The sequence below is a fragment of the Flavonifractor sp. An306 genome (assembly GCF_002159455.1).
Lineage (GTDB): Bacteria > Bacillota > Clostridia > Oscillospirales > Oscillospiraceae > Flavonifractor.
Genome location: NZ_NFIQ01000005.1, coordinates 47,594 through 73,558, shown reverse-complemented (window position 1 = coordinate 73,558; position 25,965 = coordinate 47,594). Strand labels below are relative to the sequence as shown.

Below are 25,965 nucleotides of genomic sequence, written 5' to 3'. Positions count from 1 at the left end.
TAGTGGCCATCCTGTCAATGCACCATGACTGCGGTGACCATGCACCATTTCAGCGGTCTGAGTGCACCATTCGTGCGGTCTAAGGGCACCGTTTCAGGCGGCGTATTCACTCAACCGTATGTTCCATGTGGAGCTGCGGGCGGACGCCCGGCTCTGGCTGGAGTGGGCGGCCCAGAACGGCATCCACCCCTGGATCTACGACTACATCTGCGCCCGGCCGGACCAGCTCTGGAGCCCGCCGCCCAAAACAGAGGAGCCCTTCTCAACGCCCCGTAGCTGGCATATGCTCAGCGACGCCATCTACAGCTATGGGGAACAGCTCACAGACCGGGAGCTGTCCATTCTGGCCAACGGCTGCCTGACGGCGGCCCACGCGGCCCAGTTCTGCGCCTACGTCCGCCAGGTGCGGGGCCAGTATTCTCTCCACAAGATCCTCAGCGGGGAGCAAAGCTGGCCGGATAAGCCGGAGGAGCGGGATATCCTCTGCTTCCTGGCCCAGAGCCTCCGGGCGCAGCTGCTGAAGGAGCTGCCCCGCAACCGCGGGCAGCTGAGCGGGGAGGCCCGGCAGCTGGCCGCCCGGGCCAAGGAGCTACTGCTGGAGCTGTCCAACATCAGCCTGGAGATCGCTCAGATGGCGGTGACGCCGGAGGACGAGGAAACCCTGCCCGCCTGGTTCCTGGCGGAGGTGGTGCGGGAACTGCCCGCCTTGGCTAAGAGGCAGGGGTGAGCCATGGCCGGAAGACAAAATAAGAAGCAGCCGGAATGCCCGGCATACGAGGCTGCCTGGGAGAAGGTACAGAGCGGGATGCTGAGAGACCTGGCCTGGAAGGTCTATCCGCAGCTTGGAAAATCGGGCCAGATAGCGCGGGATGATTGGGCCTGTGTGACCAACCAAGGGGAGATTATTCTGAACGGCGCCCGCTCGGGTACGGTGGGGGAGTGGGAGTACGTGCTCACCCACTGCCTGCTCCATCTGGGGATGGATCACTTCCGGCGGGAGCGGATGGACGAGCCCGCCTGGCTGGCAGCCTGTGATCTGCTTGTCACCGACTTCCTTCGGAGCAGCCACATCGGCACCCCACCGCCGGAGTTCCAGCAGACGCCGCCCTTCCCGGTCAAGAACGAAGAACAGTCATACAGCTATCTGAAAGAGCATCCGGAGTTGTTGAAAGGTTGCAGGTTCAGCACCATGGCCCACGGCCGCCCGGACATGGTGTGGACAGGGGAGCCGCCCAGAACCTCCTTCCCGAAGCTCTTTGCCCAGTCTCTCCAGAATGCCATCCAGGACGCGCTGAGAAGCTCCAGCCGGCTGGGCGAGGAGATGGGTCGTTGGAAACCGGATTACCTTCAGGCCCGGGATTGGTTCCTGTCCAGCTATCCACTCCTGGGAACTCTGGCGTCCTCCTTCACCATTGTGGATGATCGGGACACGGTACGTCGTATGGGGATCCCTGTGGCGGCGGTGAACTGTCAGCTCCGGGAGCTCTACATCAACCCGGACTGCCGCCTGTATCTGGAGGGCTGGGAGTTCGTCCTGGCCCATGAGTTCCTCCACGCCGCGCTCCGGCACGATGTGCGCCGCCAGGATCGTGACCCCGTCCTGTGGAATGTGGCCTGTGACTTTGTGGTCAACGACTGGCTGCTGGAGATGAACGTGGGCGCTATGCCAGACTTCGCCCTTCACGATCCGGTGTTCCGGGGGCTGTCGGTGGAGGGCGTCTACGACCAGGTCTGCCAGGATGCCCGTTTCTATACGGGGCGAGATCCCAAAGACCTGCTCTACGGGGACGAGGCGTGGTGGGACACCATGGAGGGCAGTGAGGTGGACGAGTATTACCGCTCCGTCATCTACCAGGGGCTGGAGTATCACACCAGACAGGGGCGCGGCTTCCTGCCCGCCGGTCTGGTGGAGGAAATCCGCGCCGTCAGCCGGCCGCCCATCCCCTGGGATGTGGAGCTTGCCAGATGGTTTGACGAGCAGTTCGCCCCCATGGAGAAGCACCGGAGCTATGCCCGCCTCAGCCGGAGGCAGAGCGCAACTCCGGACATCCCCCGTCCTGCATGGCGAGGGGAGCCCGATGTGGAGCATCAGCGGATCTTCGGCGTGGTGCTGGACACCTCCGGCTCCATGGAGCGACAGCTGCTGGCCGCCGCCCTGGGCTCCATCGCCAGCTACAGCCAGGCCAGGGATGTCCACCATGTGCGGGTGGTGTTCTGTGACGCCGCCCCCTATGACCAGGGGGTAATGCATCCGGAAGACATCGCCGGATCGGTACAGGTGCGGGGCCGGGGCGGCACCAAACTCCAGCCTGGCATCGACCTGTTGGAGCATGACCCTGCCTTTCCCAAAGACGCGCCTCTGCTGATTATCACGGACAGGGCCTGTGACCGGCTCCAGCTCCATGGCCGGGAACACGCCTATCTGATCCCCTGGGGTAATCGTTTGCCCTTCCCGCCCAGAGGGCCTGTATTCAGGCTGAAGTAGCCAAGTAACTTTGTAAGACGAACAGGCAGGCGGAAACTTTCCGCCTGCCTGTTTGCCTGTTTTTACTTGGCGTCCGGAACCCGATGCTTTAAACTTTACGTCCCTGGGTGCAGTTCTCTTTGCATCAAACGAAAAGCAAAGCCAGACCCTTGGATCCCTGAAGGGCTAAGAGCCATTGGGATTGACCGAAAGGCCAGAATATTCCGTCCAGAAAAACATAACATTTTATTTATTCTGTACCATTTAAGCGCAAGCTAATTAACCTATGTTAATGCTGCTGAAACGGTGGAATGCTAAAATATTAAAGTATTAGCAAGGGGGCTGAGGCTGTGCACAAAGAGTTATTTCTGGAAAAATGCCTCAATTTGTCTGATCAGTCAGTGGTACAGAAACTGCTCGAAGATGCACAGACAATACATGTAAAGCAGAACAGCCTTCTGATCGAAGCGGGAGAGATCCAGCAGCAGGTGCTGGTTCTGGTCAGAGGGGTGGCCAGGGGCTTTCTACTGGATGCAGACGGAAGGGATATTACGGACTGCTTTGTGTACCGGCAGGGTGAACTCCTCATGGGATGCAATGCCCTGGGGACGCCGTCGCTGATCAGCCTGGAGACAATGAGAGACTGCGAGCTTCTGTCCATTCCGCTGTCCAGGGTTTTGCCGCTGATGGATGAAAACCCGACGCTGTTGAAGTGCTATATCCAGTTTCTGCTCAAGGGGCTGGATCGGCACTGGGAAGGCAAGATGCTGCAGTAAAAAATGGCTGTCTAAACCGGCATTGGACGAACAGGGTGCGCCCATTCTCCAGAAGAATGGCAAGCCGGTGCTGCGGAAATCCTACAGCGTCCTCCAAGACGATTTCTTCCAAGCCATGCGCAACGCAGGATATACGGATGTGGAGCGTGGAGAACGCGGCAGCTCCGAGGAACACTTGACCGTGACGCAGTTCAAGGTGGAACGGGAACAGGAGCGATTGGAACAACTTGCAGCACAGACGCAGCAGAAAGAGCAACAGGCAGCTTCTCTGGAAAAGAAGATTGAGAAGATTCAAAGGCAACAGGTTGCCGTTCAGGAAGTGGAGCAAATCGAACCCCATGCCGTTCCGTTTTCCTCTAAAGTCATGCTGGATCGTTCTGAATATGAAAATCTGGCAGCTGCGGCAAAAAAGTTCTATGTCCAGGAGCGCAAGGAATCCAAACTGCAAAAGGCGCTGGATGCGGCGACAAAGATGATAGAAGAATTGAAAGAGAAAGTTGCTTCCCTGACCGCTGAGCTGGCAAAGTATAAGTCGACTCGTGGGCGGCTTCACACAAAAGAACTGGAACACGAAAATGTCGATCTTCGCAATAAGCTCCGCAGATATGAGGATGTGATTTCTCGAAATAATCTGTGGTCGTATTTCGCGCAGAATCGAAGGAGAAATGAGATCGATAGGGAAGCGCTGTGATAATTTACAAACCGGAGGTTGGGCTTTTGCTCGATCTCCGGCTTGTAAATTTAGGAGGGAGGAGTATCTTGTCTACAACTATAAAATCATAGGCAAACCAATCTAAGAGCGTTGATTTCTATGCTGTTTCGTGTTACACTATTACACAAGTACACAACTATATGTGCGTGAAAGGGAAACGATTATGGCAGAAAGAAACATGGTGAATCTGACCATTACGATGACAAGAGAAGAACGCAAAGCACTTAAGCAGATTGCCTTAGATAAAGATATGACGGTTTCTGCCCTTCTGCGTGAATGGCTGAAAGCATATCAGGAGAAGGAGGAGCAGTAATGGCTGGACATACAAATGCGAGCATGAATGCAGCATTAAAAGCTAAAAACGATGAATTTTATACTCTATTGACCGATATTGAAAAGGAAATGCGGTATTACCGCAAGCATTTCAAGGGAAAGACTGTGCTGTGCAACTGCGATGATCCTTTTGAATCCAACTTTTTCAAGTATTTTGTCCTGAACTTCAATCGGTTGGGCCTGAAAAAGCTGATTGCCACCTGCTACCATACCTCTCCCATTGTAGGTCAACAGCTGCAATATCGGTATGATAAGGATGGGCAGATGTCTTTCCTATTTGGGGATGAATTGGACGAAATGCATTCAGAAAAGCATCCCTACAAGGCTGTCGTGACCAAAGTCTATGACACTTCCGGCGATGGCGGGATAGATATGCTGGATGTGGCAGAGCTATTTAAATCCGGTGAAAATGAGTTGAGCGAGTTGGAGGGTGACGGTGATTTCCGATCCCAGGAATGCCTGCACTTGTTGGATGAAGCGGATATTGTGGTGACAAACCCGCCTTTTTCGTTGTTTCGTGAATATATAGCTGTGATGATGGAACGCAAAAAGCATTTTATTATCATTGGCAATAGTAATGCGATTACATATAAAGAAGTGTTTCCTTTAATTATGCAGAACAGGCTGTGGTTAGGCGTAACAAGAAGCGGAACGGGTTCCATGTGGTTTCGAATTATGGATGATTTCCCGGAAAAATCAGGTCAGAAAGTAGAGAATGGTATCCGCTATCAAACAATTGGTAATTCTGCGTGGTTTACGAATCTTGATGTTAAAAAACGTCATGAAGAACTTATTTTGGTCAAGAGATATTCACCTGAGAATTATCCGAGCTATACCAATTATGATGCTATCGAAGTAAGTAAAGTTGCAGATATTCCATGCGATTATTCGGGTATGATGGGGGTGCCTATAACATTTTTAGGAAAATATAATCCAGATCAGTTCGAGATACTTGGACTCAGCTCAACGATGGCAAAAGCTATTGACGAATGTGTAGAGCCAGATGCCGAGTACATCAAAGGTGGGCCAAGGTTTTATGTCAAGGAAGGGTATAAGAAGTACAAGCGGTGTTACGACCGTATTGTAATTCGGAATAAACACCCTGAACCGCCGAAAGAGGTAAAATAAGATGAAAATTGAAGAACGCAAAGTGACCGTTCGGGAGGTCACCGAAGGCTATTTCAACGACGCAGAAGAAGGCGTCGTTGGCTATGATGGACGTTTGGATATTCGGCCCAAATATCAGCGGGAATTTGTCTACAAGGACGCTCAACGCAACGAGGTAATCCGCACCGTGATGAAGGAACTACCTCTGAATGTCATGTACTGGGTGGACCGTGGAGAAGAGTACGAAGATGACCCGGACGAGCCAAGATATGAAGTACTGGACGGTCAACAGAGGACTCTTTCCCTTTGTGAGTATGTGGATGGTAGTTTCTCTGTGGATGACAAGTATTTCAATAATTTGCCCAGCGATCAGCAGGCAAAATTTCTTGATTACGAATTATTTGTATATGTCTGCAACGGTACTGACAGTGAAAAGCTGGACTGGTTCCGCATCATCAATATCGCGGGCGAAGAATTGACTGATCAGGAGCTGCGGAACGCCGTCTATGCTGGCAACTGGACTTCTGACGCAAAACGGTATTTCTCTAAGACCGGCTGCGCAGCAGATACACTGGCTGGGGATTATCTGAGAGGTGCTTCTATCCGTCAGGAATACCTTGAAACGGCCATTTTCTGGGCGGCAAGTGCTGAAGGGAAAACCATTGAAGCGTACATGGCTGAACATCAGAATGACCCCAGTGCGGTGCAGCTATGGAATTACTTCCGTTCTGTGATCGACTGGGTACAAGCGATTTTCCCGAAAAAACGCAAAGAAATGAAAGGGCTGCCGTGGGGCCTTTTCTACAATCAGCACGGCAAGCGGACAGACCTTGATCCCAAGAAGCTGGAAATGGAAATTCAGCGACTCATGAGTGATGAAGATGTGACCAAAAAATCCGGTATTTATGAGTACCTGCTGACTGGCGAAGAAAAGAAATTGTCGATTCGTGCTTTTGACCGCCGGGATGCTCTGGCTGCTTACGAGAAGCAAGGACATAAGTGTGCTATTTGTGGTGAAGAATTTGAGTTTGAACAGATGCACGCCGATCATATAACGCCGTGGAGCAAAGGCGGCAAGACGACGCCTGATAACTGTCAAATGCTTTGCCGGGATTGTAATTTGAAAAAGGGTGCACAATAGATAATTAGACGAATTTTTCAAAAATTGGGGTAGGACAAAATGTATGATTATAAAAAATCAAAAGAAGCTGTAGAAGCTATTTTACGTTCTCCAACTAAAATAGTAGAAAAAAGCTTAATTCCTTCTTCAGATTCAGAGTTTACTTATGAAAATGGAATAAAGACATGGGTGGGGGCCTTGTTTGTAGATATTGTAGATTCCAGCAAACTATTCAGATCTCCTAATGAAGATACTGCTCGTATATTCAGGAGCTTTTGCTCGGAAATCATTTCAATTTTAAAAGATGATAGCAATTATCGTGAAATTGGAATAAGGGGGGACTGTGTCTACTGCATTTATAATGCACCACACCAGACAGATTTAGTGGAAATATTCCGGCACGCCTATCGTATCAATTCCTTCATGCAGATGTTGAACAAATTACTCAACAAATTCGGTTTTCCAACAGTACGAGCTGGAATTGGATTAGGTTGTAGCCAAGATTTAATTATCAAAGCTGGTCAAAGTGGAAGCGGAATTAACGATAAAATTTGGATCGGGAAAGCAGTCGTAGACGCTGCTCACTTATCGGATGTCGCAAATAGAAATGGTGTTTCCGCAATAGCAATGAGTCCTTTGTTTTATGATAATGTTATAGAACATTTATGCAAGGAAAATGAGAAATATAAATCGTGGATCAGTAGCCATACTTCCGGTTATTACGGTAGTGTTGATTATTACCACTGTAGCATAATAGAAACTGATTTTGATAAATGGATTGAGGAAAATATCTGATATGTCAGTGATTACAGAAGAAAAAGAGAACAACAAAGTGTTCCTTGATGCAGAAGATCTTGAATACAAAATCGAAATTGCAACTCAAATCCTTGATCGCAACATTGGCTTTGTTACAAATTGTGATAACAAAACATCTATTGTCTTAGCCGCATTTGGGGTGCTTCTTGCAATTATTCTTACGAATGAAGGTTTGAACGAGATATTTAATATTATAAAAGAATGTATTGCAACAAAGACTTTCTGTAGCATACTTTATTTGTTTTGTTTTGCGGGTGCAATCTTTGTTATGGTATTGGGAATGTTCAATCTTGGAAGTGTGTTGGTTGCAAAAACCTCAGAAAAAGCGATTGGAAGAAAAGATGAAAACTCTCGCATCTTCTTTGCTGGAATAAGAAAGAATTGTGACTACAATACCTACCACCAGAAATTCTATGCTATGAGCAAGGAAGATCTTCTAAACGACTTGATTGAACAGATATACATAAATGCTGAAATTGCATCTAATAAATATGCTACATATAATCGGGGACTTATACTCACAATCGTAGGATTCGTTTTCTTCGTTATGCTCCTGCTTATTGGCATTTATATCTATTGAGGAGAACGCTATGGCAACATATGATTATAGGAAAGGTAAGGAACGAATAGAAGCAATATTAGACAATGAGCTAATTGTCGTAGAACAAAATGAACTGCCGACCGATGATGCGTTTACTTTTTCTAATGGTTATTACAGCTGGGTGACGGGGATCTTTGTAGACATTAGAGATTCTTCTGAATTGTTCGCAGATGAAGACAAGGAAAAAGTATCTAAAGTTATTCGTAGTTTTACATCCGAAGCTATTGAAATTCTGCGTAAAGATGAAAATCTAAGAGAAATTGGAATTAGAGGAGACTGCGTGTATGCAATATACACCACCCCGTCCAAAGACGATATTTATGAGTTGGCGGATAAAACATTTTACATAAATACATATATGAAAATGCTGAACAAACTTTTATCCAATCGTTCACTTCCTGAAATAAACGTTGGAATTGGAATGTCAACATCACAGGAACTCGTTGTAAAAGCGGGAAGAAAAGATGTCGGAATAAACAGTAAAGTGTGGATTGGAAAAGCTGTAACACGAGCATCAAACTTTTCCTCGTTGGGAAACAAAAAAGGTAATCCTGCGTTGGTTTATTCGGATTGCAGCTATATTAATTTCATCAACAAGCTAAAGGAAGTTTCTGGGGAAAAAGCAAAAGATTGGTTTACGTACCATTCAGATGAAGGAGATGGTGCATATTACACGGCCAATATTGTAAAATCCGATTTTGATAAATGGATTTCTAATGGCATGAAAGATTAAAATCAGCAGAGTAGCTTATCACTACTCTGCCGACTGTCGATATTGTTATTCTTCCATGACCTCTAACATCATTCTGCCCCCCAACTTGAAGCTATTCTGGAACAGTAGGCACTCTGCCATGGTCTGATACTCACGAACAGCGTCCGTATACCGAGAGAACAGTTCTTTCTGTTCATCCGTCATGGTAGCTTGAAGCTTTTCTTCATTTCGGGTAATCAGGCGAAGCACTTCCTTGTATTCCTTACAGGCGTTTGTGTCATATTCGGTCGGTTCAATATTTCCATACCAAAATTCTTCCAGAATTCTCATACGGCATCCTCCCCATAGATCAGCTCTTGGAGGATGATTTCTTCCGCCCGATTTCGGATGTTGCTCATGGCTCCGACCCATGCCATCTGATCCTGCGCTTTCAGCTGTTCACGGATACCCTCATTCTCTGCCAGCTGTGTTACGAGCAGGTGGAGTTTGTTTCGTGCTTGAGTGTCAATGTCAGCCAGATAGCTGTACAACTTTCCGCTGAGAACAAGGTCGGAATAGAACATAGGACGATGTTTTTTCAGATATTGCTGGTGCTTTCTGCCCCACATGCCAACAGGAGATGTCCTCGCTTCAACCAACACTAAGCAGGGGATATAGTAGTCGCCCTGGAGTTCATACCAGAGGCCGTTGCTTTGATCGAAAATGTATTTTTCCATTCTGCTGTCCTCCGTGTCTAAATTTAATTTTGAGGTGAAGACAAGAACAGCAACCAAGTTTCTTTCCCTACTGTTGTCCTGCGTTGCCCTGGGCAGCGATACGCAAGGCACACATAAGGAGCAAAACCTGCTTTTCGTGCGTCATGCACGAGGATAAAAATTAGAATCTGATGTGTAGAAAAACCGCAGTATTAAGCCAAAAACCAGGCTGAAAGCGAAGAAATGACCGGATGTTTGGCAAGGTCAGCACCAACCCCTTGAAGTTCAGCAAGCGGTAACCCGGAAACGGCGCACTGTTTTGTCAGATCCTGTGCTTGTATATACGTCCGTCCCGTAAAATTGTAGGTGACAACACACCAGGGATATCCACCATGTGCGAGTGGAGGCCGGTGAAAGGAGACTCCTGGATGCTGGAAGGTTTGGCAGGCACCTTCACCGGCCCAATCATTGAATCTCTTCTCTCTGATTCTGCTGCGGTGTGCCGTTGTAAAAGCCTGCATTTCCTGCTATACTAATACTGAAAAATAAGGAAGGGGGCACGGACATGGTCTATTCTATCTCCGAGATTCAGGCCCGGATTGCGCCGGTCGCCCAAAAATATGGGCTGAAAGCGGTCTATCTTTTCGGCTCCTATGCCCGCAATGAGGCGACCGAACACAGCGATGTTGATCTGCTTGTAGACACCACGGGCACCGCATTAAAGAGCCTGTTTGCCCTCGGGGCGCTGTACTGCGATTTGGAGGATGCTCTCCAGAAGAAAATCGACCTGATCACAGTCAGCTCCTTGGAACAGCCTGTTCAGATGCCTCATGAGGAAGATTTCCGGAAAGCTGTATGGAGAGAGAAGGTGGAACTCTATGCAGTCGCCTGACTGCCAGCGTTTGGCGCACATCCTGGATTACTGCGTGGAAATCGAAAAGACGATTGCCCGCTACGGGGCGGATTTTTTCGCTTTTGACCATGACGCAGATTACCAGCGGTCCATCTCGTTCTCCATTTTGCAGATTGGCGAGCTGAGCGGAAAGCTCTCCGCTGAATTCCGTACCGCCACCGCAGGCCGGATTCAATGGGGCCCGATCAAGGGGATGCGAAATCTTGTCGCCCACAGCTACGGCAGTATGAGCCGTGAGATTATTTGGGAGACAGCCATTACGGATATTCCCGTCCTAAAGCAGTTTTGCCAGGAATATCTGGCGGAGAACACCCAGCCTGATCCTTGAATCAGAAGAGGCCGCAGATCCCCCGGAAGTTATTTGACAGACCGCCCTATGTATGACCTCTGCCAAATCCGTCCTCGGAGTAAAACCAGATATAAATTATATCTATGAAGCCCCCCGGAGTATTTTGCTCCGGGGGGCTATTTCTGTTTTGTGGAGGAATTTGTATGAGAATCTTGCTTGTGGAACCGGGGAGAGTGCCACGTCCGGCGGAGATCGGGGACAGCCTGGAAGACATGCAGACCGTGGTAGGCGGGCACATACAAGCAGTGTACCCGTTTGAGGAGCCTGTGGCGCTGGTCTGCAACGAGGAGGGGAAATGCCTGGGCCTGCCACTCAACCGGGCACTTCGGCTGGATAGCGGAGAGATCTATGATGTAATCGCCGGCACCTTCTTCCTGTGCGCCGCCCCGCCGGACAGTGACCACTTTACCAGCCTGACAGAGGAACAGATTGCCCGCTATGCGGAACGCTTTCGGGCCATTGAGCTCTTCCCGGGGGGTACGTCATGATTGAACGGCTGTTGGACGGAGAACGGCAGCTCGGTGGAGAAGCCTATCACAGCTCCATGGCCCAGATCCTGGAGGCAACCGATACACTGATCAACCGTCTGGATGATGTGGGCAGGCAATGGCTGGAGAAGCTGGGGGACGCCTACGGCCAGCGGGAACGGGTTGTGATGGAGGCTGCCTTCCGGGAGGGCTTCTGCCAGGCGGCCCTGCTGGCGCTGGACGTGCTGGTCTATCAGGCCGAGCTGCCGGAGGAGTGAAACATAAAACGATGGAGCCCCAGGGGGAAATCCTGGGGCTTTTGTCATGCCTGGAGGTGTTCATGGACAAACGCTTTGTCAAAGTAAAAAATCTAGTGCGCGACCTGGACGGTTGCAATTCCGGGGTGCTGTTCCCCCATGTGTTCCTGGACTACGACAAATGGCAGCGCCTGCCCTACACCTGGGAGGAGGGGCTGCCCACCAAGCTGGCCGCCGTATGTGAGGCGGAGAAGCTCCTGCGGCCCCTGTACCGGCAGGCGGAGGGGAAGTTCCGGCACTACACGGATCCCCGTTCGCCAGACAGCTTCCTGCTCCGCTTCCAGGCCGCCCTGAACGGCCAACTGTCCAGCCTGCGAGAGGCTCTGGGACGCTGCCGAACTCAGGATACCGCAGCCCTGGTCAACCGCATCGGCATCCTGCTCACACCGGAACAGGTGTTCCAGGACATGGAACAGGTCAATGCGGAGCTCACTGCGGCCTATCCTCTGCCGGAGTTGACCCGCTATTTCGGTCACATCGAATATATGCGGTACGACCCCTCAGAGTGGGAGGAGGGCCTTCTGAAATTGGTGTCCAAAGCATTCATCCGCCACGGCTATAACCTTCTGCCCGCCATCAGCCAGATAGAAGAGGACGCAGGCAATCAACTGGCGGCCTTCCAGAAAGCCTTCGACACCCAGGCGGCCATCAGCATCAGCAAGCATATCACCGCCCCGGTACAGGCCAAGCTCCCCGTCCTGCGGGAGCTGCTGGAACGGGCGGTTATCTGAAAAGGAGCGCATGATGTGCAGACCCGTACCTTCGTTTGTGACATTTGCGGCCAGGAACGGCCCCTGGAAGAACGTACAAGATTTGACGGCCAGGAACTGTGCGCACGCTGTCTGGATGAACATACCGTACACTGCCAGGAGTGCGGCACCCTCATATGGCGGGATGACAATATGGGGGACGCTGGTGCCCCCCTGTGCCAGAATTGCTATGAAGGGAACTATACCACTTGCTGCCAGTGCGGCGGCGTAATCCGGGAAAGCGAGGCTTGCCATGAAAACAGCGACGAACACCGCGAACACCCTTACTGCTCCCAATGCTTCCGTACCGCGCATCAGGAGCAGCCTATCCATAACCATTCTTACAAACCGGAACCTATCTTCCACGGGAAAGGGCCCAGGTTCTTCGGTGTGGAACTTGAGATGGATGGTGGAGGTGAGTGTTCCACACATGCTTCTTGCCTTTTGGCTATTGCCAATCAGGAAAAGGAGAGGTCTTATATCAAACATGATGGATCACTGAATGACGGCTTTGAGCTGGTCACCCACCCCATGAGCCTGGACATCCAGCTCCATGAGATGCCCTGGAGACAACTTTGCCGCCATGCTGTTTCCCTGGGCTACCGCAGCCATCAGGCTTCCACCTGCGGCCTCCATATCCATGTGAGCCGGAAGGCTTTCGGGGCTACCGAGCAGGAGCAGGACGCCGCCATCGCCCGGGTGCTCTACTTCTTTGAAAGACACTGGGAGGAGCTGCTGAAATTCAGCAGGAGGACGCCCCGGCAGTTGGAGCGGTGGGCGTCCCGTTATGGCTACAAAGAGCAGCCTATGGAGATTCTGGACTTCGCCAAGAAGGGCTACCACGGGGGCCGATACGCTTGTGTCAACCTCCGGAACGCTGATACGGTAGAGTTCCGCATATTCCGTGGAACATTGAAGCCGAATACCATCTTTGCCACTTTGGAGCTGGTGGACTGTATCTGCGATTTAGCGGTCTGTATGTCCGACCAAGAGCTGAAGGCCATCACTTGGAATGCCTTTGTTTCCACGATCATCACGGGCAATCTTCCAGAGCTGGTCAGGTACCTGAAGGAGAGGGGGATCTGTGGTAACGTGCTCTGTGAAAACTCTTTGTAGATCTGAGAAAAAGCAGTAGCAAATTCACACGTTCTGCCTGAAGCAGATGAAAATGAGAAAGGAGTATTTGTATGCCTGCTAATGTTGAAACCATGTTTTACGTCCGGGAAAAGCCCTGGCACGGCCTGGGCACGGAGGTCAGCGAAGCGCCGGCCTCGCTGGATGCCCTCGTCTATGCTGGCCTTGACTGGAGGGTTGAGCAGGAGAAGGTCTGCACGGAAGATGGGGTGCCGATCCCCGGCTACAAAGTTAACGTGCGCAGCACCGACCATACCGCCCTCGGTATTGTGTCAGACCGCTACAAGGTGGTGCAGAACGAGGACGCATTCCAGTTCACCGATGATCTGTTGGGAGAGGGCGTGACCTATGAGACGGCGGGTGCCTTGCAGGGCGGCAAAAAGGTGTGGATGCTGGCGAAGATGCCCCAACGCTATATCATCGCCGGGGACGAGATTGCCCCCTATCTTGTGGTGATGAACTCCCATGATGGCAGCAGCGGGATCAAAGTGGCTATGACCCCGATCCGGGTGGTCTGCCAGAACACCCTCAATCTGGCCCTGAACAGCGCCAAGCGCATCTGGACGACCAAGCACACCGAGAACGTCATGAGCCGTGTCCATGAGGCCAGAGAGACCCTGCTGTTGGCCGAGGCGTATATGGGTGAGCTGGGCCGGGGAATCGACGAGTTGTCCAGGATCAGGCTCTCCGACCGGAAGGCCATGGAGCTGATGCAGGAATTTTTCCCGGTGACCGAGGAAATGAACGGGGTGCAGAAAAAGAACAACCTGCGTCTGCTGGAAGATCTGAAACAGCGGTATTGGGATGCCCCGGATCTGTCCAACGTGGGGCGGAACGGCTACCGCTTCATCAATGCGGTCAGCGACTTCGCCACCCATGCAGACCCGCTCCGCAAGACCAGGAACTACCATGAAAACCTGTTCCTCCGTACCGTGGAGGGGAACCCCATGATCGACAAAGCCTACAAGATGGTGCTGGCGGCGGCATGAAAAAGATTGGGATATAAAGGGCGGGGAATGTGTTCCCTGCCCTTTTCCCATAGAAAAGCGAGGTTTTAATATGTCGGCAAAAATCGTAATATCCACAGAGAATTTACCGTATGAGGACTGGCTGGAATACCGCAAGCAGGGGATCGGCGGCTCAGACGCCGCTGTGGCCTGCGGCATCAGCCGGTACAAATCCCCGGTGGAGCTGTGGCTGGAAAAGACAGGCCAGATTCCAAATCAGGAGGCCGGGGAAGCCGCCTATTGGGGGACGCAGTTGGAGCCCCTGGTCAGGGCGGAATTTACCAGGCGCACCGGGATTGAGGTCACCCACACCAAGCAGCTCCTTCAGAGTGCGGAGCACCCCTTCATGCTGGCGAACCTGGACGGCACCTGTGAGCACCCGGACTTCGGCCCCTGCATTTTTGAGGCAAAGACGGCCTCTGCCTACAAGGCAAAGGAGTGGGACAACTCCATCCCGGAGGAATACCTTCTGCAAATCCAGCACTACATGGCCGTCACCGGATACAGAGGGGCCTACATTGCGGCCCTGATCGGCGGCAATACCTTCCGCTGGAAGTTCGTGGAGCGGGACGAGGGGCTGATCGCCGTGATGATCCACCTGGAGGCAGAGTTCTGGGGCTATGTGCAGGAGGGCACACCTCCGCCCCTGGACGGCTCGGAAGCCTCCGCCCGGCTCCTGTCAGAGCAGTTCCCGTCCAGTGTCCCTCAGTCCCAGATCACACTGCCGGATACCGCAACCGACCTGCTCCGCCAGTATGATACCGCCTGTGAGCAATTGGAGGTGCTGGAAGGGAAAAAGCGGGAGGCCGAGAACCTGCTGAAACAGATGCTCGGGGCAAACGAAACGGGCACCGCCAGGGGGAGGGTCATTACCTGGAAGAACGTGACACAGGAGCGGCTGGACAGCAAGACCCTGAAAGCCGAGCATCCTGCCCTTTATCAGAAGTATGCCAATCAAACATCATACCGCCGCTTCTCTGTTCAGGCGGCAGAATAACCAGGAGGTCAGACCATGGATACCACAAAGCTGAAAGCCCGGCTGGAGGACAAGGCAAAGGGGCTGGAGAAGCCGGCAGAGGCGGCTCCCGTACTGGAACCGGCTCCGGCACCGACAGATTCCGGCTACATCGCCCTTACTACAGATACACTCCCTATCATCCGGGAAAACCTGAAAAACCAGCCCCTTTCCCTGGATCTCTTTGACCTTGTGAAATCCCCCTCCGGCGGGGCCACGGTGTTCTCCGTGCCGGGGCTGGCCGGGGACGAGGCGGAGAAGGAGCTGACGGGCATTATTCTGGACTACACCACACCCAGGGCCTATTGGGATACCCCCGACCCGGTAGAGGGCACGCCGCCCATCTGCATGAGCCAGGACAGCATTGTCTCCCACGACGGGAAGGCCTGTGCCCATTGTCCGTACAACGACTTCGGTTCCAAAGACGGGGAGAGCAACGCCAAGGCGTGCAAGGAATCGGTGCTGCTGTTCCTGCTGCGGCCTGACAGCATCCTCCCCCTGCTGGTGCGCGTCCCGGTGACCAGCAAATCCCGGTTCCTCAAATACTCCGCGCGGCTCCTGAGCACCCTGACGCCAATCAGCGGCGTGGTCACAAGGATCACCTTGGAGAAGGCCACCAGCAAGGCCGGAAAGCCCTATGCCCTGTTCAACTTCCAGGTGGTCAACACCCTTGGCCCGGAGGAAGCAGACCGGGCACGGGTGTTTGCGCAGCAGTTCATGGAGATCGTGAACACCGACGAGCTGGTTCCCGAGCTGTCAGAGGCCAGCTGAAACCATATCGCCCCGGTATCCCTGCCTACAGGCATCGGATACCGGGGCTTTTCTGATTTTACGGGAAAGGAAGTTTGGACAATGAAAGTTGAGGCATACATCCACAGCCTGGGGGGCAGCGACCACCACCAGCACGTCCTGGGGGAGGCGGAGATCCTGGAGCGCATCGGCGACAACCTGTACCTGGCCGCGTACAACGGTGTCCGGTGTACGGCAATCTTCAACATCTTCGTTGGCAGGTACTTCGTGGACGATGTGTATGGAGTGCAGAGAGCGAAGCAATGGGGCAAGTAGCAGCGCCCCGCTATCTGGCCTCCTGTTCCTTTGGCAAGGACAGTCTGGCGACGGTGCTGCTGGCCCGGATGCACGGAGAGCCCTTGACGAGGTGATCTACTGCGAAGTCATGTTTGATCAGGGCATCAGCGGGGAGATTCCCGAGCACCGGGACTTCATCTACAGAATAGCCATTCCCAGGCTGGAGAAGTGGGGGATTCGTGTCACGGTGCTTCGGGACCCCAGCACTTATGTGGACAATGTGGCCCACCTGATCCGGCGCGGGCCCAAGCGGGGCATGATCCGGGGCTTCCCACTCTGCGGGCGCTGTGCCATCCAGCGGGACTGTAAGGCCCGACCTATCAACCGCTACCTGCGGAAGCGGAAGGGGGAGGTGGTGCAGTACATCGGCATTGCCAGCGACGAGCAGGAGCGGCTGGTGCGGCTGGAGGGCCAAAAGATTTCTTTGCTGGACAAGTATGGGGTAGACGAGGCCGGGGCGTATGCGCTGTGCCGGCGTGCCGGCCTTTTGTCTCCCATCTATGAGTTTGCGGATAGAAACGGCTGTTTCTTCTGCCCCAACGCAAAGCTGCCCGAGCTGCGCCACCTCCGGAGATACCACCTGGACTTGTGGGCCCGGCTGCTCCAGATCCAGGCGCTTCCCAACAAGCCCACGGAGCGGTTCAACCGCACCATGACCCTCTATGATATTGAACAAATACTGCGTGCAGAAAGCAGACAGGAAAGGACGGAATTAGTCCGTGACACGCGAAGAAATATTGATCGCCAGAGTGCGGTCTTATTGTAAGAAGTTTCTGGCCCGCAGTATATACGGTGAGTGCAAGGCGTTTTGCCCATTCAGCGACAGCGAACTGCCAAAATGCTCCCAGCGGTATATCCATGAGCACCCGGATGAGGTGGAGCGGATTCTAAACGAGGAAGATCATCCTATCATTTGACTGCCATATCAATAATCTTCGTTTACGAGACAGGGCCGAGAAGGGCCAAAACCGCCCTCTCCGGCCCCTGTTATCGTTTCAAAACCCGTATCAAAATCTATGTCGCAATACCCATACCTTATTGAAACAGGAGAAAGCAGTATGGAATCCATTTTGAAATGGCTCTTTGAGAGTGAGCTGAACATCCCCATGGAGCAGGAAGAGGCGTACCAGTATAAGGAAGCTGGGGAAAAGGTGATCGATGCCAAGGAGGATGTAAATGTCCGCATCCCCCAGGAGCTCCGGGAACGGTGGCAGACATTTTTGGACAAACAGGACAGCTACCATGAGTGGGAGCGGCGGATGGAGTTCGACCGTGGCTTCTACCTGGCTGTCCGTATCATCCTGGAGCTTCTGCGGGGAGGGTTGAAACTGTGAACCACCAGAAGGTCGGCTATGCCAGGGTATCCACTGCACACCCGAGAGGGCCTCAGAGCGGCCAGAGCCCGCGGCAGGAAGGGCGGACGGCCCCGGTGCGACCAGCGTAAGCTCCAGCAGGCGTTGAAGCTCTACGAGGCCGGGAAGCATACTGTGGCGGAGATTGAGGAGCTGACCGGCATCAAAAAGGCCACACTCTATCGAGCTTGTAAAAACATTGGTAAGCACGTCCTGTCCTCTTAGGGAAGGAAGCTTAATATCGGGTCACTGTTAATCCAGGGGTGCTGATGCAGAACATCTCACTTACTATATACAAATATAAAACTTGTTATATCCGTATGAAAGCAACGGTTGACAAGGGCATACACGATAAATCTACAAAAATTGAACTGCCAACCTTATATAAAGTACCGCCCAAACGAGACTATCGGGAGCAGTGATATTCTGTTCTAGCGTTGTTACAGAGGGATTCCGGCGCATTTTGTCGGAATCCCTCTGTATTTCTTCACCTAATACGGTGGGGAACACATTGCCAAAAGGACATCCAGTAAATAAGCCTCTAGCGTGGAATCATCGCGCTAGAGGCTTATTTGGCCCGCTTTGGTGATTTTCGCGGGAACAAAAGAAATAGCCGTGCGCATTTCTTATTGTCCTACGGAAAGTCCGGATCGGAAGCCAAATCTACTGGGAGTTGGAATATATCCTCTTTTAGACTATTTTGCGCTGGAGCATAGATACATGGAAAGAATCAAGGAAGCATATAGTTGTCCCATGGAGGGGATGGGATGTTAGAACAAGCGAGAAGTGAGCTAATCCGAGAAATTATGCTGCAAATAAATAAAAATCTGTACATAAAAGGGGAAATCAGTCGAGAACTATACGAACAGACAAAAATAAAGATTGTAGAGAAAGGGGTGTAGCAGTAGAAGATATAGGGCGGGAGTTACTAACTCCGAAAAGATCTCGGAAGGGAATAAAACTGTATCACATCTAAAATAGATAGTATCTGAAGAAGATTGGTACTTTCAAAGTGGAATGGCCCCTTGAAACGGTGCGGAGCGCTCCGCACCGTTTTTACATCTAAAATAAGAAATGGCTTCCGCTGGAATACACAACATAATGTTGATTTTTTAATTTTGTTGTGTATAATGGAGATGGGTGATAAAGTTGAATTTGATTTTGAGCACCATCTTGCAGGAAAGAGAACGCATCGACCGTATGCTTGCAAAATACCAGGAGGAATTGGAAATGCTCCCCAAAGGCACCATTTCTGAAAAAAAGGCCGAGCAGTCTACCTATTTTTATTTGAAATACCGTGAGGGAAAACGAGTAATTTCCAAGTACATTCCGCAAAAAGATGTGGAGACAGTACGGGAGCAAGTAGAAAAACGAAGGCATATCGAAACGATGATCCGGTCTTTGCAGGAGGAACGTGCAATTGCCGAGAAAGCATTGGAGGGATAATTATGATTTTATATCATGGCAGCAATCTGGTTGTATTGGAACCCAAGCTGATCCAGCAAAATCGATTTTTGGATTTTGGATTTGGTTTTTATACCACGACCAATAAGGCTCAGGCAATCAGCTTTGCTGACAAGGTGACTAAGCGCCGAAAAAACGGCGAAAGGGAAGTCAGCATTTATGAGATTGACGAGAATATTGCTTTTTCAGAGTGCTCTGTCCTGCGTTTTGATGGGCCGGGAGAAGCATGGCTGGATTTTGTATCGGATAACCGATCCGGAAATTATGAGGGGGACGCCTATGATTTTATCTTTGGGCCAGTTGCCAATGATGATGTGTACCGCACATTTACCCTCTATTCCGCTGGCGTATTAACCAAGGATCAGACCTTGGAACAGCTCAAAATCAAGAAGCTATATAATCAGTTGGTGTTGACAACGGAAAAGGCGCTGTCCTATCTGCGGTTTGTCGGCACAGTACCGAAGGAGGAATTTTGATGGCGGATAAAAAGTTTGAAGCAATTTTAACGTTATTGGTTCCCCAGATTGTTCAGCTGATTTGTGAGAACTACCCTATGGGTGAAGTGACTGCGTCTAAAGAATTTTATGAATCCAAGGTATATTCTTTGCTGGAGCAGGAGGACACCAAACTGTGGCATTTCAGCCCGCTTACCTTATTTAACATGTATGACGAAGAAAAAAAGACAGGAAACTTTGAGATACCAGAGGAGGTATGAATATGAGCAGGCAGGGAGATTTCCTCATTTATTGTGTAGAAACTTATAAAAACGCCAAGCATTTGACAGGCAAGCAGGTGGCGGAACTCTTTACCAGTTACCGTGTATGGGACTATGTATATTCCTGCTTTGAAGCCCTGCACACCACGGGAGCCAATTATATCGTGGAGGACATTGACCTATATATCGAGGCAAGAAAACCCGCTATGGCTTAAAGATTCTGCCGAAAGACGCCCATTTCCCATTTATATTTGCACATAAAATGCAAAACATATGCTGCAAAGGCCGATTGGAGTAAGCAATCCAGTCGGCCTTTTTATATCTAAAAAAGCACAGCATCTTTTACATAGCCAGCTACTTCCACATGGGAAAACCAATCTCCGGCGCTCTAGAAGGGGGTGTATTTTTTATGTTTTTTTACGATAGTCAACATAATTGAAAACCAGTTGGTCTTTGTATAGCTTCTTCTAAGATTGAAAACACCTATTGACTACCGCGCAAATTGATTTTATAATGGAACAAACAGAAGTTAAGGAGGACGTTCCTTGGATTTATATGATATTCGTACTGCGCTCAACTCAGGAAAGAGCATTTATGATCTTCCTCTGAGGGTGACCTACTATGCCCGTGTATCTACAGATAAGGACGAGCAGCTTCATTCTCTGGCGGCTCAGGTCCGCTATTATACGGAGTATATCCAGAGAAACCCTCAATGGATATTTGTGGAAGGATACGTTGATGAGGGTATTAGCGGCACAACAGTCGGAAAGCGGGAAAATTTTCTTCGGATGATACAAGATGCTGAGGCCGGCCATTTTGACTTCATTGTAACAAAGGAGATTTCACGTTTCTCCCGCAACACCCTGGACAGTATTAAATATACGCAAGATCTACTTCGCTATGGCGTGGGAGTCCTATTTGAATCAGATAACATCAATACCCTCATGCCTGATGCAGAACTTCGATTGACAATCATGTCCAGCATTGCACAGGATGAAGTGCGTAAAATCTCAGAGCGTGTAAAATTCGGCTTTAAGCGGGCCATTGAAAACGGCGTTGTGCTGGGGAACAATAAAATCTGGGGCTATGAAAAGAAAGATGGTCGCTTAGTCATCAATGAGGAAGAGGCCGAGGTTGTCCGCATCATTTTTAATCTCTATGCCAATGAGCGTTTAGGAATCCGCGGAATTGCGCAGCATCTCTCCAGCATGGGATATAAAAACACCCGGGGCAACGATTTTTCGTTCAGCACAATTCGGGGAATCCTGTCAAACCCCAAATATAAAGGGTATTACTGCGGGAGAAAGAGCAGCAAGCTGGACTACCGCACAAAGGATATTAAAGTGTTTGACCCAGAGGACTGGGTCATGTACAAGGATGAGAGTGGGCAGATTGTTCCCGCCATTGTTTCAGAGGAGTTGTGGGACAAAGCAAATTTGATTTTGGAAAAGCGTTCCATTAAGCAGAGTGCGGAAGATAAGACGGGCTATCAAAGCCGTTATCCATATAGCGGGAAAATTATCTGTGGCGTTCACAAGTTGCCGTACTATCGCACTCTCTATCGTTATAAAAGCGGGAACAAAGAGATATGGCAGTGTCAGGAGTACAGTCGAAAGGGAAGAGAGGGCTGCACAGCTCCTGTCCTTTATACTTCTGAGCTGGACACGATCATGCGTCAGGTGCTGGAAGAACTTTCGATCAATAAGGCGGAGATTATTCATGATTTAATTCGGATTTACACTTCTATTGGAAATGGCAGTAAAACCGAAGAGGACATTGCCAAATGTAAGGTCAATATAGAAGGGATCTTGAAGAGGAAGGATAAGCTTCTCGACCTGAACATTGATGGACATATTTCAGATGAGGAATTTACCCAGCGCAACAGCCACTTCAATAAGGAGATCGACAGGCTGCGGGTACGGCTCGACGAACTGGAGCAGGAGCAGTTGAAGAATCGGGAGATGCTCCAATCCATAGACATGCTGCGGCAGGCCATTACCAAGGAATTAGACTTTTCCGAGGGGTTTTCCATCGGCGTGATTGACACGCTTTTGGACCACATCGAAGTACATCCCCAAGAAGAGGGTAAGAAAAACGAGATTCATATTTCCGTTTATCTCAAGGTGATTTCTGAGGAAGAGAAATTTACCATCCAACGTGGACGTGGAAGGACTTCTGTTTGTACCAGACAATACATATGATCCGGGCGGACATTGAGACAGAGGTATCCCCCATTGTGGGCAATGAAAAGCAGAGCGAGGAAATGGTCAACTTCCTCCTCCAGGAGTTTGAGGGGGACACCAAGGCCATTTGGCAGTCCAATATTTTCGGCAAGTCCTTCCATGAGCTGGTGAGCGAGGATCTGAACGGAAAGCTCAAGCGGATGCCGGAGGATGCCAGGGCCAAACTGCAGGAAACCCTTCAGCGCATCATCAACGAGGGCTCCGGCGGACTGATCTGTATTATTCTGTAATAAGGAACGGAGCGGAAGAGGTAAAGCCCTTCCGCTCCGTTTTATTCATCCCGTAAAAAGCGCTCCAGTGCAGGGCGGTCCAGAAGCCGCAGGAGCTTGTAGCCGGTCTGTACCCAGCCTCTCCGGTCAAACTCGCCCAGAACCCGGCTTACCGTGACCCGGCTTACCCCTACCGACGAGCCGATCTCCTCATGGGTACACCGGAGCCTGCCGTCGGCCTCCGGGATCAGCGCCAGCAGATGACGGGCGATTCGCTTGTCCGCCTGAAGAAACTCTCCGTCCACGTGCCCTGAGAGCAGCCGTACCCGCCGGGCCAGGTCCTCCAGCATGGCAATGGCCAGACCGGGATGGGTGGCGAACACCTGTTCCAGCCGCTGCCGGTCCACCGCCACTAACTCGCATTTGGTTACCGCCATGGCCGAGGACATGCGGGGCTGCTGGTCAAAAAAAGCGGCCTCGCCAATCAACTCGCCGGCATGGGGAAGGGTCAGAATGCGCTCTTCGCCCTCCGGCGAACTGATATAACACTTTACTGTGCCGGAAATGATGTAATAAAAGCACTCGGCTCTGGTCTCCTGCAGATAGATCAGTTGGCCGGGCTCCTTATGCTGAATGGGCTGACCGTCGGCCAGTGTGGTCCAGATATTGCGCAGCATGGCGTTTCCCTCCCGGCAAAATTGTAGCATGGTTTACATTCTTTTGACAAGCCCCATGGTATCTTATTTTCAAACGATTGAGAAGGAGGCACCCAACCATGGGAATGACCATGACGCAAAAGATCCTGGCCAAACACGCCGGCTTGGACCACGTTGTCCCCGGCCAATTGGTGGAGGCCAAGCTGGATCTGGTGCTGGGCAATGATATTACCGCTCCGGTGGCCATCACCGAGTTTGACAAAGCGGGGCTGACTCAGGTATTTGACAAGGACAAGATCGCGCTGGTGCTGGATCACTCCACGCCCTGCAAGGATATCAAGTCTGCTCAGCTGTGCGCACAGGCCAGAGCCTTTGCCAAGCGGTTTGATATCACCCATTTTTACGACGTGGGCTGCATGGGCGTGGAACATGCCCTGCTGCCGGAGCGGGGGTTGACTGCCCCCGGCGAGTGTATGATCGGCGCCGACTCCCATACCTGTACATACGGCGCGGTGGGTATGTTCTCCACCGGTGTGGGTTCCACCGACATGGCCGCCGGTATGGCTACCGGCCTTGCCTGGTTCAAGGTACCCGCCGCCATCAAGGTCACCCTGAAGGGTAAGCTGCAGCCTTATGTGTCCGGTAAAGACGTGGTGCTCCATCTGATCGGCACCATCGGGGTGGATGGAGCCCTGTACAAATCCCTGGAGTTTGCCGGGGAAGGGGTGAGTGAGCTGTCCATGGACGACCGCTTCACCATCGCCAATATGGCCATTGAGGCTGGAGCCAAGAATGGTATCTTCCCGGTGGACGACAAAACCCGGGCCTATCTGGAGGGACGGGTGAACCGCCCCTGGGAGGCTGTGGAGGCGGACCCTGACGCTGAGTACGAGCGGGAGGTGGTCATCGACCTGAACACCCTCCAGCCCACAGTGGCGCTGCCCCATCTGCCCTCCAATACCCGCACCATTGATCAGGTGGAGGGTACCCACATCGACCAGGTGGTTATTGGTTCCTGCACCAACGGCCGTCTGGACGACCTGCGGCAGGCGGCGGCGGTGTTCAAGGGCCGCAAGGTGGCTGACGGAGTGCGGTGTATTGTCATTCCCGCCACTCAGCAGATTACCCTGGATGCCATGGCCGAGGGCCTGATTCAGATCTTTATTGAAGCGGGCTGCGCCGTGTCCACCCCCACTTGCGGCCCCTGTCTGGGCGGACATATGGGCGTGCTCTCCGACAACGAGCGGGCCATCTCCACCACAAACCGCAACTTTGTGGGCCGCATGGGTCCCGTGTCCTCCGAGATCATTCTGGCCAACCCCGCTGTAGCCGCGGCCTCCGCCGTGGCGGGCTGCGTGGCCGATCCACGGAAGCTGTAAGGGAGGTTTTGGCATGAAAGTATATAAGTACGGCGATAACGTGGATACCGACGTGATCATTCCCGCCCGGTATCTGAACGCACCTGATGAGAAATCCCTGGCCTCCCACTGTATGGAGGACATTGACGCCAGCTTTGCCTCCACTGTGGAGCAGGGGGACATCATTGTGGCGGGCAACAACTTCGGCTGCGGTTCTTCCCGGGAGCATGCGCCTCTGTCAATCAAGGCCTGCGGCGTCAAGTGTGTCATTGCACCTTCCTTTGCCCGCATCTTTTACCGCAACGCCATTAATATCGGCCTGCCCATTATGGAGTGTCCGGAGGCCGCGGAAGCCATTCAGGCAGGGGATACGGTAAGCGTGGATTTTGCCTCCGGCATTATTACCGATGAAACCCAGGGAAAGACCTGGCAGGCGGCGCCCTTCCCGGAGTTTGTGAACCGGATCATTGAGGCCGGAGGCCTGCTCAACTCTCTGAAAGCAAGGGGTGTGGCGAAATGAACTATAAAATCGCCCTGATCCGGGGCGACGGCATCGGTCCCGAGGTAGTCGGGGAGGCTGTCAAGGTCCTGGATACCGTAGGCAAGAAATTCGGCCACACCTTTACCTATGAGGATGTGCTGCTGGGCGGCTGTGCCACCGATGCGGTGGGGAAGAGCTACCCCGACGGCACCGCTGAGAAGTGCAAGGCCTGCGACGCTGTGCTGCTGGGCGCCGTGGGCGGACCCAAATGGGGCTCCGACAAGCCCGCCGAGCAGCGGCCCGAGACTGCGCTGCTGGCGATTCGCAAGGATCTGGGCCTGTATGCCAATCTGCGCCCCGCCGCACTCCGGCCCGCCATGGCGGACGCCTGCCCGCTGAAAAAGGAAACGGCGGAGAAGGGGATTGACCTGATGATGGTCCGGGAGCTGACCGGCGGCATCTACTTCGGTCAGCGGGAAAAGTATCAGACCGAGGATCGGGGCATGGAGTGCGCCGACCGGATGGCCTACTCTGAAAAGGAGATCGAACGCATCGGCCGCCGGGCCTTCGAGCTGGCCCGGCTCCGCCGTAAAAAGGTGTCCAGCGTGGACAAGGCCAACGTGCTGGAGACGTCCCGCCTGTGGCGCTCCGTCATGCATCGCCTGGCGGAGGAGTACTCTGATGTGGCCTACGAGGACGTGCTAGTGGACAACTGCGCCATGCAGCTGGTCCGGGATCCCAGCCAGTTTGATGTGGTGGTTACCGAAAATATGTTCGGCGATATCCTGTCCGATGAGGCCTCTATGGTGACCGGCTCTATCGGTCTGCTGCCCTCCGCCTCCATTGGCGATACCGCTCCCGGCCTGTACGAGCCCATCCACGGCTCGGCGCCGGACATTGCGGGTCAGGACAAGGCCAACCCCATCGCCACCATCCTGTCGGTGGCCATGATGTTCCGCTACTCCTTCCACCTGGCCGCCGAGGCCGACGCGGTGGAGGCAGCGGTAGACGCCGTGCTGGCCGAGGGCTGGCGTACCGCCGATATTGCCGAGCCGGGCGTTACGCCCATCGGCACCCGGCAGATGGGCGAGCTCATCTGTAAAAAGATCTGAAC

The 25,965-nt window shown here is 52.2% G+C and carries 33 protein-coding genes and 2 pseudogenes; 32 read left to right on the top strand and 3 right to left on the bottom strand.

Annotated elements, in window-relative coordinates; all coding sequences use genetic code 11:
• Positions 1 to 118 precede the first annotated feature (118 nt).
• The 10 genes and pseudogenes from B5F88_RS02265 (at position 119) to B5F88_RS02230 (ending at position 8,662) form a co-directional block, all read left to right on the top strand.
• Entirely contained in the window at positions 119 to 727 is a 609-nt protein-coding gene (locus B5F88_RS02265; protein WP_087341364.1) for a hypothetical protein, read from the top strand.
• Positions 728 to 730: 3 nt separating this feature from the next.
• Positions 731 to 2,485: a VWA-like domain-containing protein gene (locus B5F88_RS02260; RefSeq protein WP_087341363.1), complete on the top strand. Its 1,755-nt coding sequence runs from the start codon at positions 731 to 733 to the stop codon at positions 2,483 to 2,485.
• 329 nt (positions 2,486 to 2,814) lie between these two features.
• Positions 2,815 to 3,240 carry a cyclic nucleotide-binding domain-containing protein gene (locus B5F88_RS02255; RefSeq protein ID WP_162612095.1) on the top strand — a complete coding sequence of 142 codons (426 nt, stop codon included), beginning with the start codon at positions 2,815 to 2,817 and terminating at the stop codon, positions 3,238 to 3,240.
• Positions 3,224 to 3,931: pseudogene (locus B5F88_RS02250) on the top strand (plasmid recombination protein); the annotation flags it as partial. The gene B5F88_RS02255 and the pseudogene B5F88_RS02250, both read left to right, overlap by 17 nt.
• 184 nt (positions 3,932 to 4,115) lie before the next feature.
• On the top strand, positions 4,116 to 4,265 hold the full coding sequence (locus B5F88_RS20575; RefSeq protein ID WP_162612094.1) for a hypothetical protein: 150 nt from the start codon (positions 4,116 to 4,118) through the stop codon (positions 4,263 to 4,265).
• Complete coding sequence (locus B5F88_RS02245) at positions 4,265 to 5,413, top strand: adenine-specific methyltransferase EcoRI family protein (protein ID WP_087341361.1); 1,149 nt, start codon at positions 4,265 to 4,267, stop codon at positions 5,411 to 5,413. The genes B5F88_RS20575 and B5F88_RS02245 overlap by 1 nt, the downstream gene beginning before the upstream one ends.
• A 1-nt stretch (position 5,414) precedes the next feature.
• Positions 5,415 to 6,533, top strand: a complete 1,119-nt coding sequence (locus B5F88_RS02240; RefSeq protein ID WP_087341360.1) for a DUF262 domain-containing protein — start codon at positions 5,415 to 5,417, stop codon at positions 6,531 to 6,533.
• A 39-nt stretch (positions 6,534 to 6,572) separates the two neighbouring features.
• Positions 6,573 to 7,307, top strand: a complete 735-nt coding sequence (locus B5F88_RS20140; RefSeq protein ID WP_140402038.1) for an adenylate cyclase — start codon at positions 6,573 to 6,575, stop codon at positions 7,305 to 7,307.
• Position 7,308: 1 nt separating this feature from the next.
• On the top strand, positions 7,309 to 7,908 hold the full coding sequence (locus B5F88_RS02235) for a Pycsar system effector family protein (RefSeq protein ID WP_087341359.1): 600 nt from the start codon (positions 7,309 to 7,311) through the stop codon (positions 7,906 to 7,908).
• 10 nt (positions 7,909 to 7,918) lie between these two features.
• On the top strand, positions 7,919 to 8,662 hold the full coding sequence (locus B5F88_RS02230; protein WP_087341358.1) for an adenylate/guanylate cyclase domain-containing protein: 744 nt from the start codon (positions 7,919 to 7,921) through the stop codon (positions 8,660 to 8,662).
• A 45-nt stretch (positions 8,663 to 8,707) separates the two neighbouring features.
• Here B5F88_RS02230 and B5F88_RS02225 read toward each other — a convergent pair whose 3' ends face one another.
• A complete protein-coding gene (locus B5F88_RS02225; RefSeq protein ID WP_087341357.1) occupies positions 8,708 to 8,971 on the bottom strand; it encodes a DUF6809 family protein in 264 nt (87 codons plus the stop codon).
• Positions 8,968 to 9,357, bottom strand: a complete 390-nt coding sequence (locus B5F88_RS02220; protein ID WP_087341356.1) for a TnpV protein — start codon at positions 9,355 to 9,357, stop codon at positions 8,968 to 8,970. Before B5F88_RS02220 ends, B5F88_RS02225 begins: the two co-directional genes overlap by 4 nt.
• 544 nt (positions 9,358 to 9,901) lie before the next feature.
• Here B5F88_RS02220 and B5F88_RS02215 point away from each other — a divergent pair.
• The 19 genes and pseudogenes from B5F88_RS02215 to B5F88_RS02125 all read left to right on the top strand — a co-directional run.
• A complete protein-coding gene (locus tag B5F88_RS02215; protein ID WP_087341355.1) occupies positions 9,902 to 10,228 on the top strand; it encodes a nucleotidyltransferase domain-containing protein in 327 nt (108 codons plus the stop codon).
• Positions 10,215 to 10,577 carry a HepT-like ribonuclease domain-containing protein gene (locus B5F88_RS02210; protein WP_087341354.1) on the top strand — a complete coding sequence of 121 codons (363 nt, stop codon included), beginning with the start codon at positions 10,215 to 10,217 and terminating at the stop codon, positions 10,575 to 10,577. Before B5F88_RS02215 ends, B5F88_RS02210 begins: the two co-directional genes overlap by 14 nt.
• A 164-nt stretch (positions 10,578 to 10,741) precedes the next feature.
• Positions 10,742 to 11,086: a DUF3846 domain-containing protein gene (locus tag B5F88_RS02205; RefSeq protein ID WP_204246185.1), complete on the top strand. Its 345-nt coding sequence runs from the start codon at positions 10,742 to 10,744 to the stop codon at positions 11,084 to 11,086.
• Positions 11,083 to 11,343, top strand: coding sequence for a DUF6809 family protein (locus tag B5F88_RS02200; RefSeq protein ID WP_087341352.1), 261 nt, complete (start codon positions 11,083 to 11,085; stop codon positions 11,341 to 11,343). Before B5F88_RS02205 ends, B5F88_RS02200 begins: the two co-directional genes overlap by 4 nt.
• Positions 11,340 to 12,113 carry a hypothetical protein gene (locus B5F88_RS02195; RefSeq protein ID WP_140402037.1) on the top strand — a complete coding sequence of 258 codons (774 nt, stop codon included), beginning with the start codon at positions 11,340 to 11,342 and terminating at the stop codon, positions 12,111 to 12,113. Before B5F88_RS02200 ends, B5F88_RS02195 begins: the two co-directional genes overlap by 4 nt.
• Before the next feature lie 462 nt (positions 12,114 to 12,575).
• Positions 12,576 to 13,247 carry an amidoligase family protein gene (locus B5F88_RS02190; protein ID WP_242959594.1) on the top strand — a complete coding sequence of 224 codons (672 nt, stop codon included), beginning with the start codon at positions 12,576 to 12,578 and terminating at the stop codon, positions 13,245 to 13,247.
• Positions 13,248 to 13,318: 71 nt separating this feature from the next.
• Positions 13,319 to 14,254 (top strand): DUF932 domain-containing protein, encoded by a 936-nt coding sequence (locus B5F88_RS02185; protein ID WP_087341350.1) that lies wholly within the window; start codon positions 13,319 to 13,321, stop codon positions 14,252 to 14,254.
• A gap of 70 nt (positions 14,255 to 14,324) precedes the next feature.
• Positions 14,325 to 15,269: a lambda-exonuclease family protein gene (locus tag B5F88_RS02180; protein WP_087341349.1), complete on the top strand. Its 945-nt coding sequence runs from the start codon at positions 14,325 to 14,327 to the stop codon at positions 15,267 to 15,269.
• Positions 15,270 to 15,284: 15 nt separating this feature from the next.
• Complete coding sequence (locus B5F88_RS02175; protein ID WP_087341348.1) at positions 15,285 to 16,058, top strand: hypothetical protein; 774 nt, start codon at positions 15,285 to 15,287, stop codon at positions 16,056 to 16,058.
• A gap of 81 nt (positions 16,059 to 16,139) precedes the next feature.
• Positions 16,140 to 16,352 carry a hypothetical protein gene (locus tag B5F88_RS02170; protein WP_087341347.1) on the top strand — a complete coding sequence of 71 codons (213 nt, stop codon included), beginning with the start codon at positions 16,140 to 16,142 and terminating at the stop codon, positions 16,350 to 16,352.
• 91 nt (positions 16,353 to 16,443) lie between these two features.
• Complete coding sequence (locus tag B5F88_RS02165) at positions 16,444 to 17,139, top strand: phosphoadenosine phosphosulfate reductase (RefSeq protein WP_242959593.1); 696 nt, start codon at positions 16,444 to 16,446, stop codon at positions 17,137 to 17,139.
• 292 nt (positions 17,140 to 17,431) lie between these two features.
• Positions 17,432 to 17,707: a DUF6809 family protein gene (locus B5F88_RS02160; RefSeq protein ID WP_087341346.1), complete on the top strand. Its 276-nt coding sequence runs from the start codon at positions 17,432 to 17,434 to the stop codon at positions 17,705 to 17,707.
• An 18-nt stretch (positions 17,708 to 17,725) separates the two neighbouring features.
• Positions 17,726 to 17,950 (top strand): helix-turn-helix domain-containing protein, encoded by a 225-nt coding sequence (locus tag B5F88_RS02155; RefSeq protein WP_087341345.1) that lies wholly within the window; start codon positions 17,726 to 17,728, stop codon positions 17,948 to 17,950.
• A gap of 936 nt (positions 17,951 to 18,886) precedes the next feature.
• Positions 18,887 to 19,171, top strand: coding sequence for a hypothetical protein (locus tag B5F88_RS02150; RefSeq protein ID WP_140402036.1), 285 nt, complete (start codon positions 18,887 to 18,889; stop codon positions 19,169 to 19,171).
• A gap of 2 nt (positions 19,172 to 19,173) precedes the next feature.
• Positions 19,174 to 19,665 (top strand): DUF3990 domain-containing protein, encoded by a 492-nt coding sequence (locus B5F88_RS02145; protein WP_087341343.1) that lies wholly within the window; start codon positions 19,174 to 19,176, stop codon positions 19,663 to 19,665.
• Entirely contained in the window at positions 19,665 to 19,904 is a 240-nt protein-coding gene (locus B5F88_RS02140) for a hypothetical protein (RefSeq protein WP_087240396.1), read from the top strand. The genes B5F88_RS02145 and B5F88_RS02140 overlap by 1 nt, the downstream gene beginning before the upstream one ends.
• Before the next feature lie 2 nt (positions 19,905 to 19,906).
• The gene (locus tag B5F88_RS02135) at positions 19,907 to 20,119 is read left to right on the top strand and encodes a DUF3791 domain-containing protein (RefSeq protein WP_204244415.1); all 213 of its coding nucleotides are present in this window, start codon (positions 19,907 to 19,909) and stop codon (positions 20,117 to 20,119) included.
• Between the two features lie 330 nt (positions 20,120 to 20,449).
• Positions 20,450 to 22,105 (top strand): recombinase family protein, encoded by a 1,656-nt coding sequence (locus tag B5F88_RS02130; protein WP_087341342.1) that lies wholly within the window; start codon positions 20,450 to 20,452, stop codon positions 22,103 to 22,105.
• Positions 22,093 to 22,377, top strand: a pseudogene (locus B5F88_RS02125) (sporulation stage IV protein A); the annotation flags it as partial. The gene B5F88_RS02130 and the pseudogene B5F88_RS02125, both read left to right, overlap by 13 nt.
• 41 nt (positions 22,378 to 22,418) lie before the next feature.
• On the opposite strand, the gene B5F88_RS02120 reads toward B5F88_RS02125, so the two are convergent.
• Complete coding sequence (locus B5F88_RS02120; protein WP_242959592.1) at positions 22,419 to 23,033, bottom strand: Crp/Fnr family transcriptional regulator; 615 nt, start codon at positions 23,031 to 23,033, stop codon at positions 22,419 to 22,421.
• Positions 23,034 to 23,131: 98 nt separating this feature from the next.
• Here B5F88_RS02120 and leuC point away from each other — a divergent pair, with 98 nt between their 5' ends.
• Genes leuC through leuB form a run of 3 tightly spaced genes read left to right on the top strand, consistent with a single transcriptional unit; the run spans position 23,132 to position 25,963 of the window.
• A complete protein-coding gene (gene leuC, locus B5F88_RS02115; protein ID WP_087341340.1) occupies positions 23,132 to 24,391 on the top strand; it encodes a 3-isopropylmalate dehydratase large subunit in 1,260 nt (419 codons plus the stop codon).
• 13 nt (positions 24,392 to 24,404) lie between these two features.
• A complete protein-coding gene (locus tag B5F88_RS02110; RefSeq protein WP_087341339.1) occupies positions 24,405 to 24,890 on the top strand; it encodes a 3-isopropylmalate dehydratase small subunit in 486 nt (161 codons plus the stop codon).
• Positions 24,887 to 25,963 (top strand): 3-isopropylmalate dehydrogenase, encoded by a 1,077-nt coding sequence (leuB, locus tag B5F88_RS02105; RefSeq protein WP_087341338.1) that lies wholly within the window; start codon positions 24,887 to 24,889, stop codon positions 25,961 to 25,963. Before B5F88_RS02110 ends, leuB begins: the two co-directional genes overlap by 4 nt.
• The last annotated feature ends 2 nt before the right edge of the window (positions 25,964 to 25,965 follow it).

Bases quoted from the DNA above. Each gene is read 5' to 3' on its own strand.
- B5F88_RS02265 (WP_087341364.1), top strand. From the start codon at position 119: ATGTTCCATGTGGAGCTGCGGGCGGACGCCCGGCTCTGGCTGGAGTGG.
- B5F88_RS02260 (WP_087341363.1), top strand. From the start codon at position 731: ATGGCCGGAAGACAAAATAAGAAGCAGCCGGAATGCCCGGCATACGAG.
- B5F88_RS20575 (WP_162612094.1), top strand. From the start codon at position 4,116: ATGGCAGAAAGAAACATGGTGAATCTGACCATTACGATGACAAGAGAA.
- B5F88_RS02245 (WP_087341361.1), top strand. From the start codon at position 4,265: ATGGCTGGACATACAAATGCGAGCATGAATGCAGCATTAAAAGCTAAA.
- B5F88_RS02240 (WP_087341360.1), top strand. From the start codon at position 5,415: ATGAAAATTGAAGAACGCAAAGTGACCGTTCGGGAGGTCACCGAAGGC.
- B5F88_RS20140 (WP_140402038.1), top strand. From the start codon at position 6,573: ATGTATGATTATAAAAAATCAAAAGAAGCTGTAGAAGCTATTTTACGT.
- B5F88_RS02235 (WP_087341359.1), top strand. From the start codon at position 7,309: ATGTCAGTGATTACAGAAGAAAAAGAGAACAACAAAGTGTTCCTTGAT.
- B5F88_RS02230 (WP_087341358.1), top strand. From the start codon at position 7,919: ATGGCAACATATGATTATAGGAAAGGTAAGGAACGAATAGAAGCAATA.
- B5F88_RS02225 (WP_087341357.1), bottom strand. From the start codon at position 8,971: ATGAGAATTCTGGAAGAATTTTGGTATGGAAATATTGAACCGACCGAA.
- B5F88_RS02220 (WP_087341356.1), bottom strand. From the start codon at position 9,357: ATGGAAAAATACATTTTCGATCAAAGCAACGGCCTCTGGTATGAACTC.
- B5F88_RS02215 (WP_087341355.1), top strand. From the start codon at position 9,902: ATGGTCTATTCTATCTCCGAGATTCAGGCCCGGATTGCGCCGGTCGCC.
- B5F88_RS02210 (WP_087341354.1), top strand. From the start codon at position 10,215: ATGCAGTCGCCTGACTGCCAGCGTTTGGCGCACATCCTGGATTACTGC.
- B5F88_RS02205 (WP_204246185.1), top strand. From the start codon at position 10,742: ATGAGAATCTTGCTTGTGGAACCGGGGAGAGTGCCACGTCCGGCGGAG.
- B5F88_RS02200 (WP_087341352.1), top strand. From the start codon at position 11,083: ATGATTGAACGGCTGTTGGACGGAGAACGGCAGCTCGGTGGAGAAGCC.
- B5F88_RS02185 (WP_087341350.1), top strand. From the start codon at position 13,319: ATGCCTGCTAATGTTGAAACCATGTTTTACGTCCGGGAAAAGCCCTGG.
- B5F88_RS02180 (WP_087341349.1), top strand. From the start codon at position 14,325: ATGTCGGCAAAAATCGTAATATCCACAGAGAATTTACCGTATGAGGAC.
- B5F88_RS02175 (WP_087341348.1), top strand. From the start codon at position 15,285: ATGGATACCACAAAGCTGAAAGCCCGGCTGGAGGACAAGGCAAAGGGG.
- B5F88_RS02170 (WP_087341347.1), top strand. From the start codon at position 16,140: ATGAAAGTTGAGGCATACATCCACAGCCTGGGGGGCAGCGACCACCAC.
- B5F88_RS02160 (WP_087341346.1), top strand. From the start codon at position 17,432: ATGGAATCCATTTTGAAATGGCTCTTTGAGAGTGAGCTGAACATCCCC.
- B5F88_RS02155 (WP_087341345.1), top strand. From the start codon at position 17,726: ATGCCAGGGTATCCACTGCACACCCGAGAGGGCCTCAGAGCGGCCAGA.
- B5F88_RS02145 (WP_087341343.1), top strand. From the start codon at position 19,174: ATGATTTTATATCATGGCAGCAATCTGGTTGTATTGGAACCCAAGCTG.
- B5F88_RS02140 (WP_087240396.1), top strand. From the start codon at position 19,665: ATGGCGGATAAAAAGTTTGAAGCAATTTTAACGTTATTGGTTCCCCAG.
- B5F88_RS02135 (WP_204244415.1), top strand. From the start codon at position 19,907: ATGAGCAGGCAGGGAGATTTCCTCATTTATTGTGTAGAAACTTATAAA.
- B5F88_RS02120 (WP_242959592.1), bottom strand. From the start codon at position 23,033: ATGCTGCGCAATATCTGGACCACACTGGCCGACGGTCAGCCCATTCAG.
- leuC (WP_087341340.1), top strand. From the start codon at position 23,132: ATGGGAATGACCATGACGCAAAAGATCCTGGCCAAACACGCCGGCTTG.
- B5F88_RS02110 (WP_087341339.1), top strand. From the start codon at position 24,405: ATGAAAGTATATAAGTACGGCGATAACGTGGATACCGACGTGATCATT.
- leuB (WP_087341338.1), top strand. From the start codon at position 24,887: ATGAACTATAAAATCGCCCTGATCCGGGGCGACGGCATCGGTCCCGAG.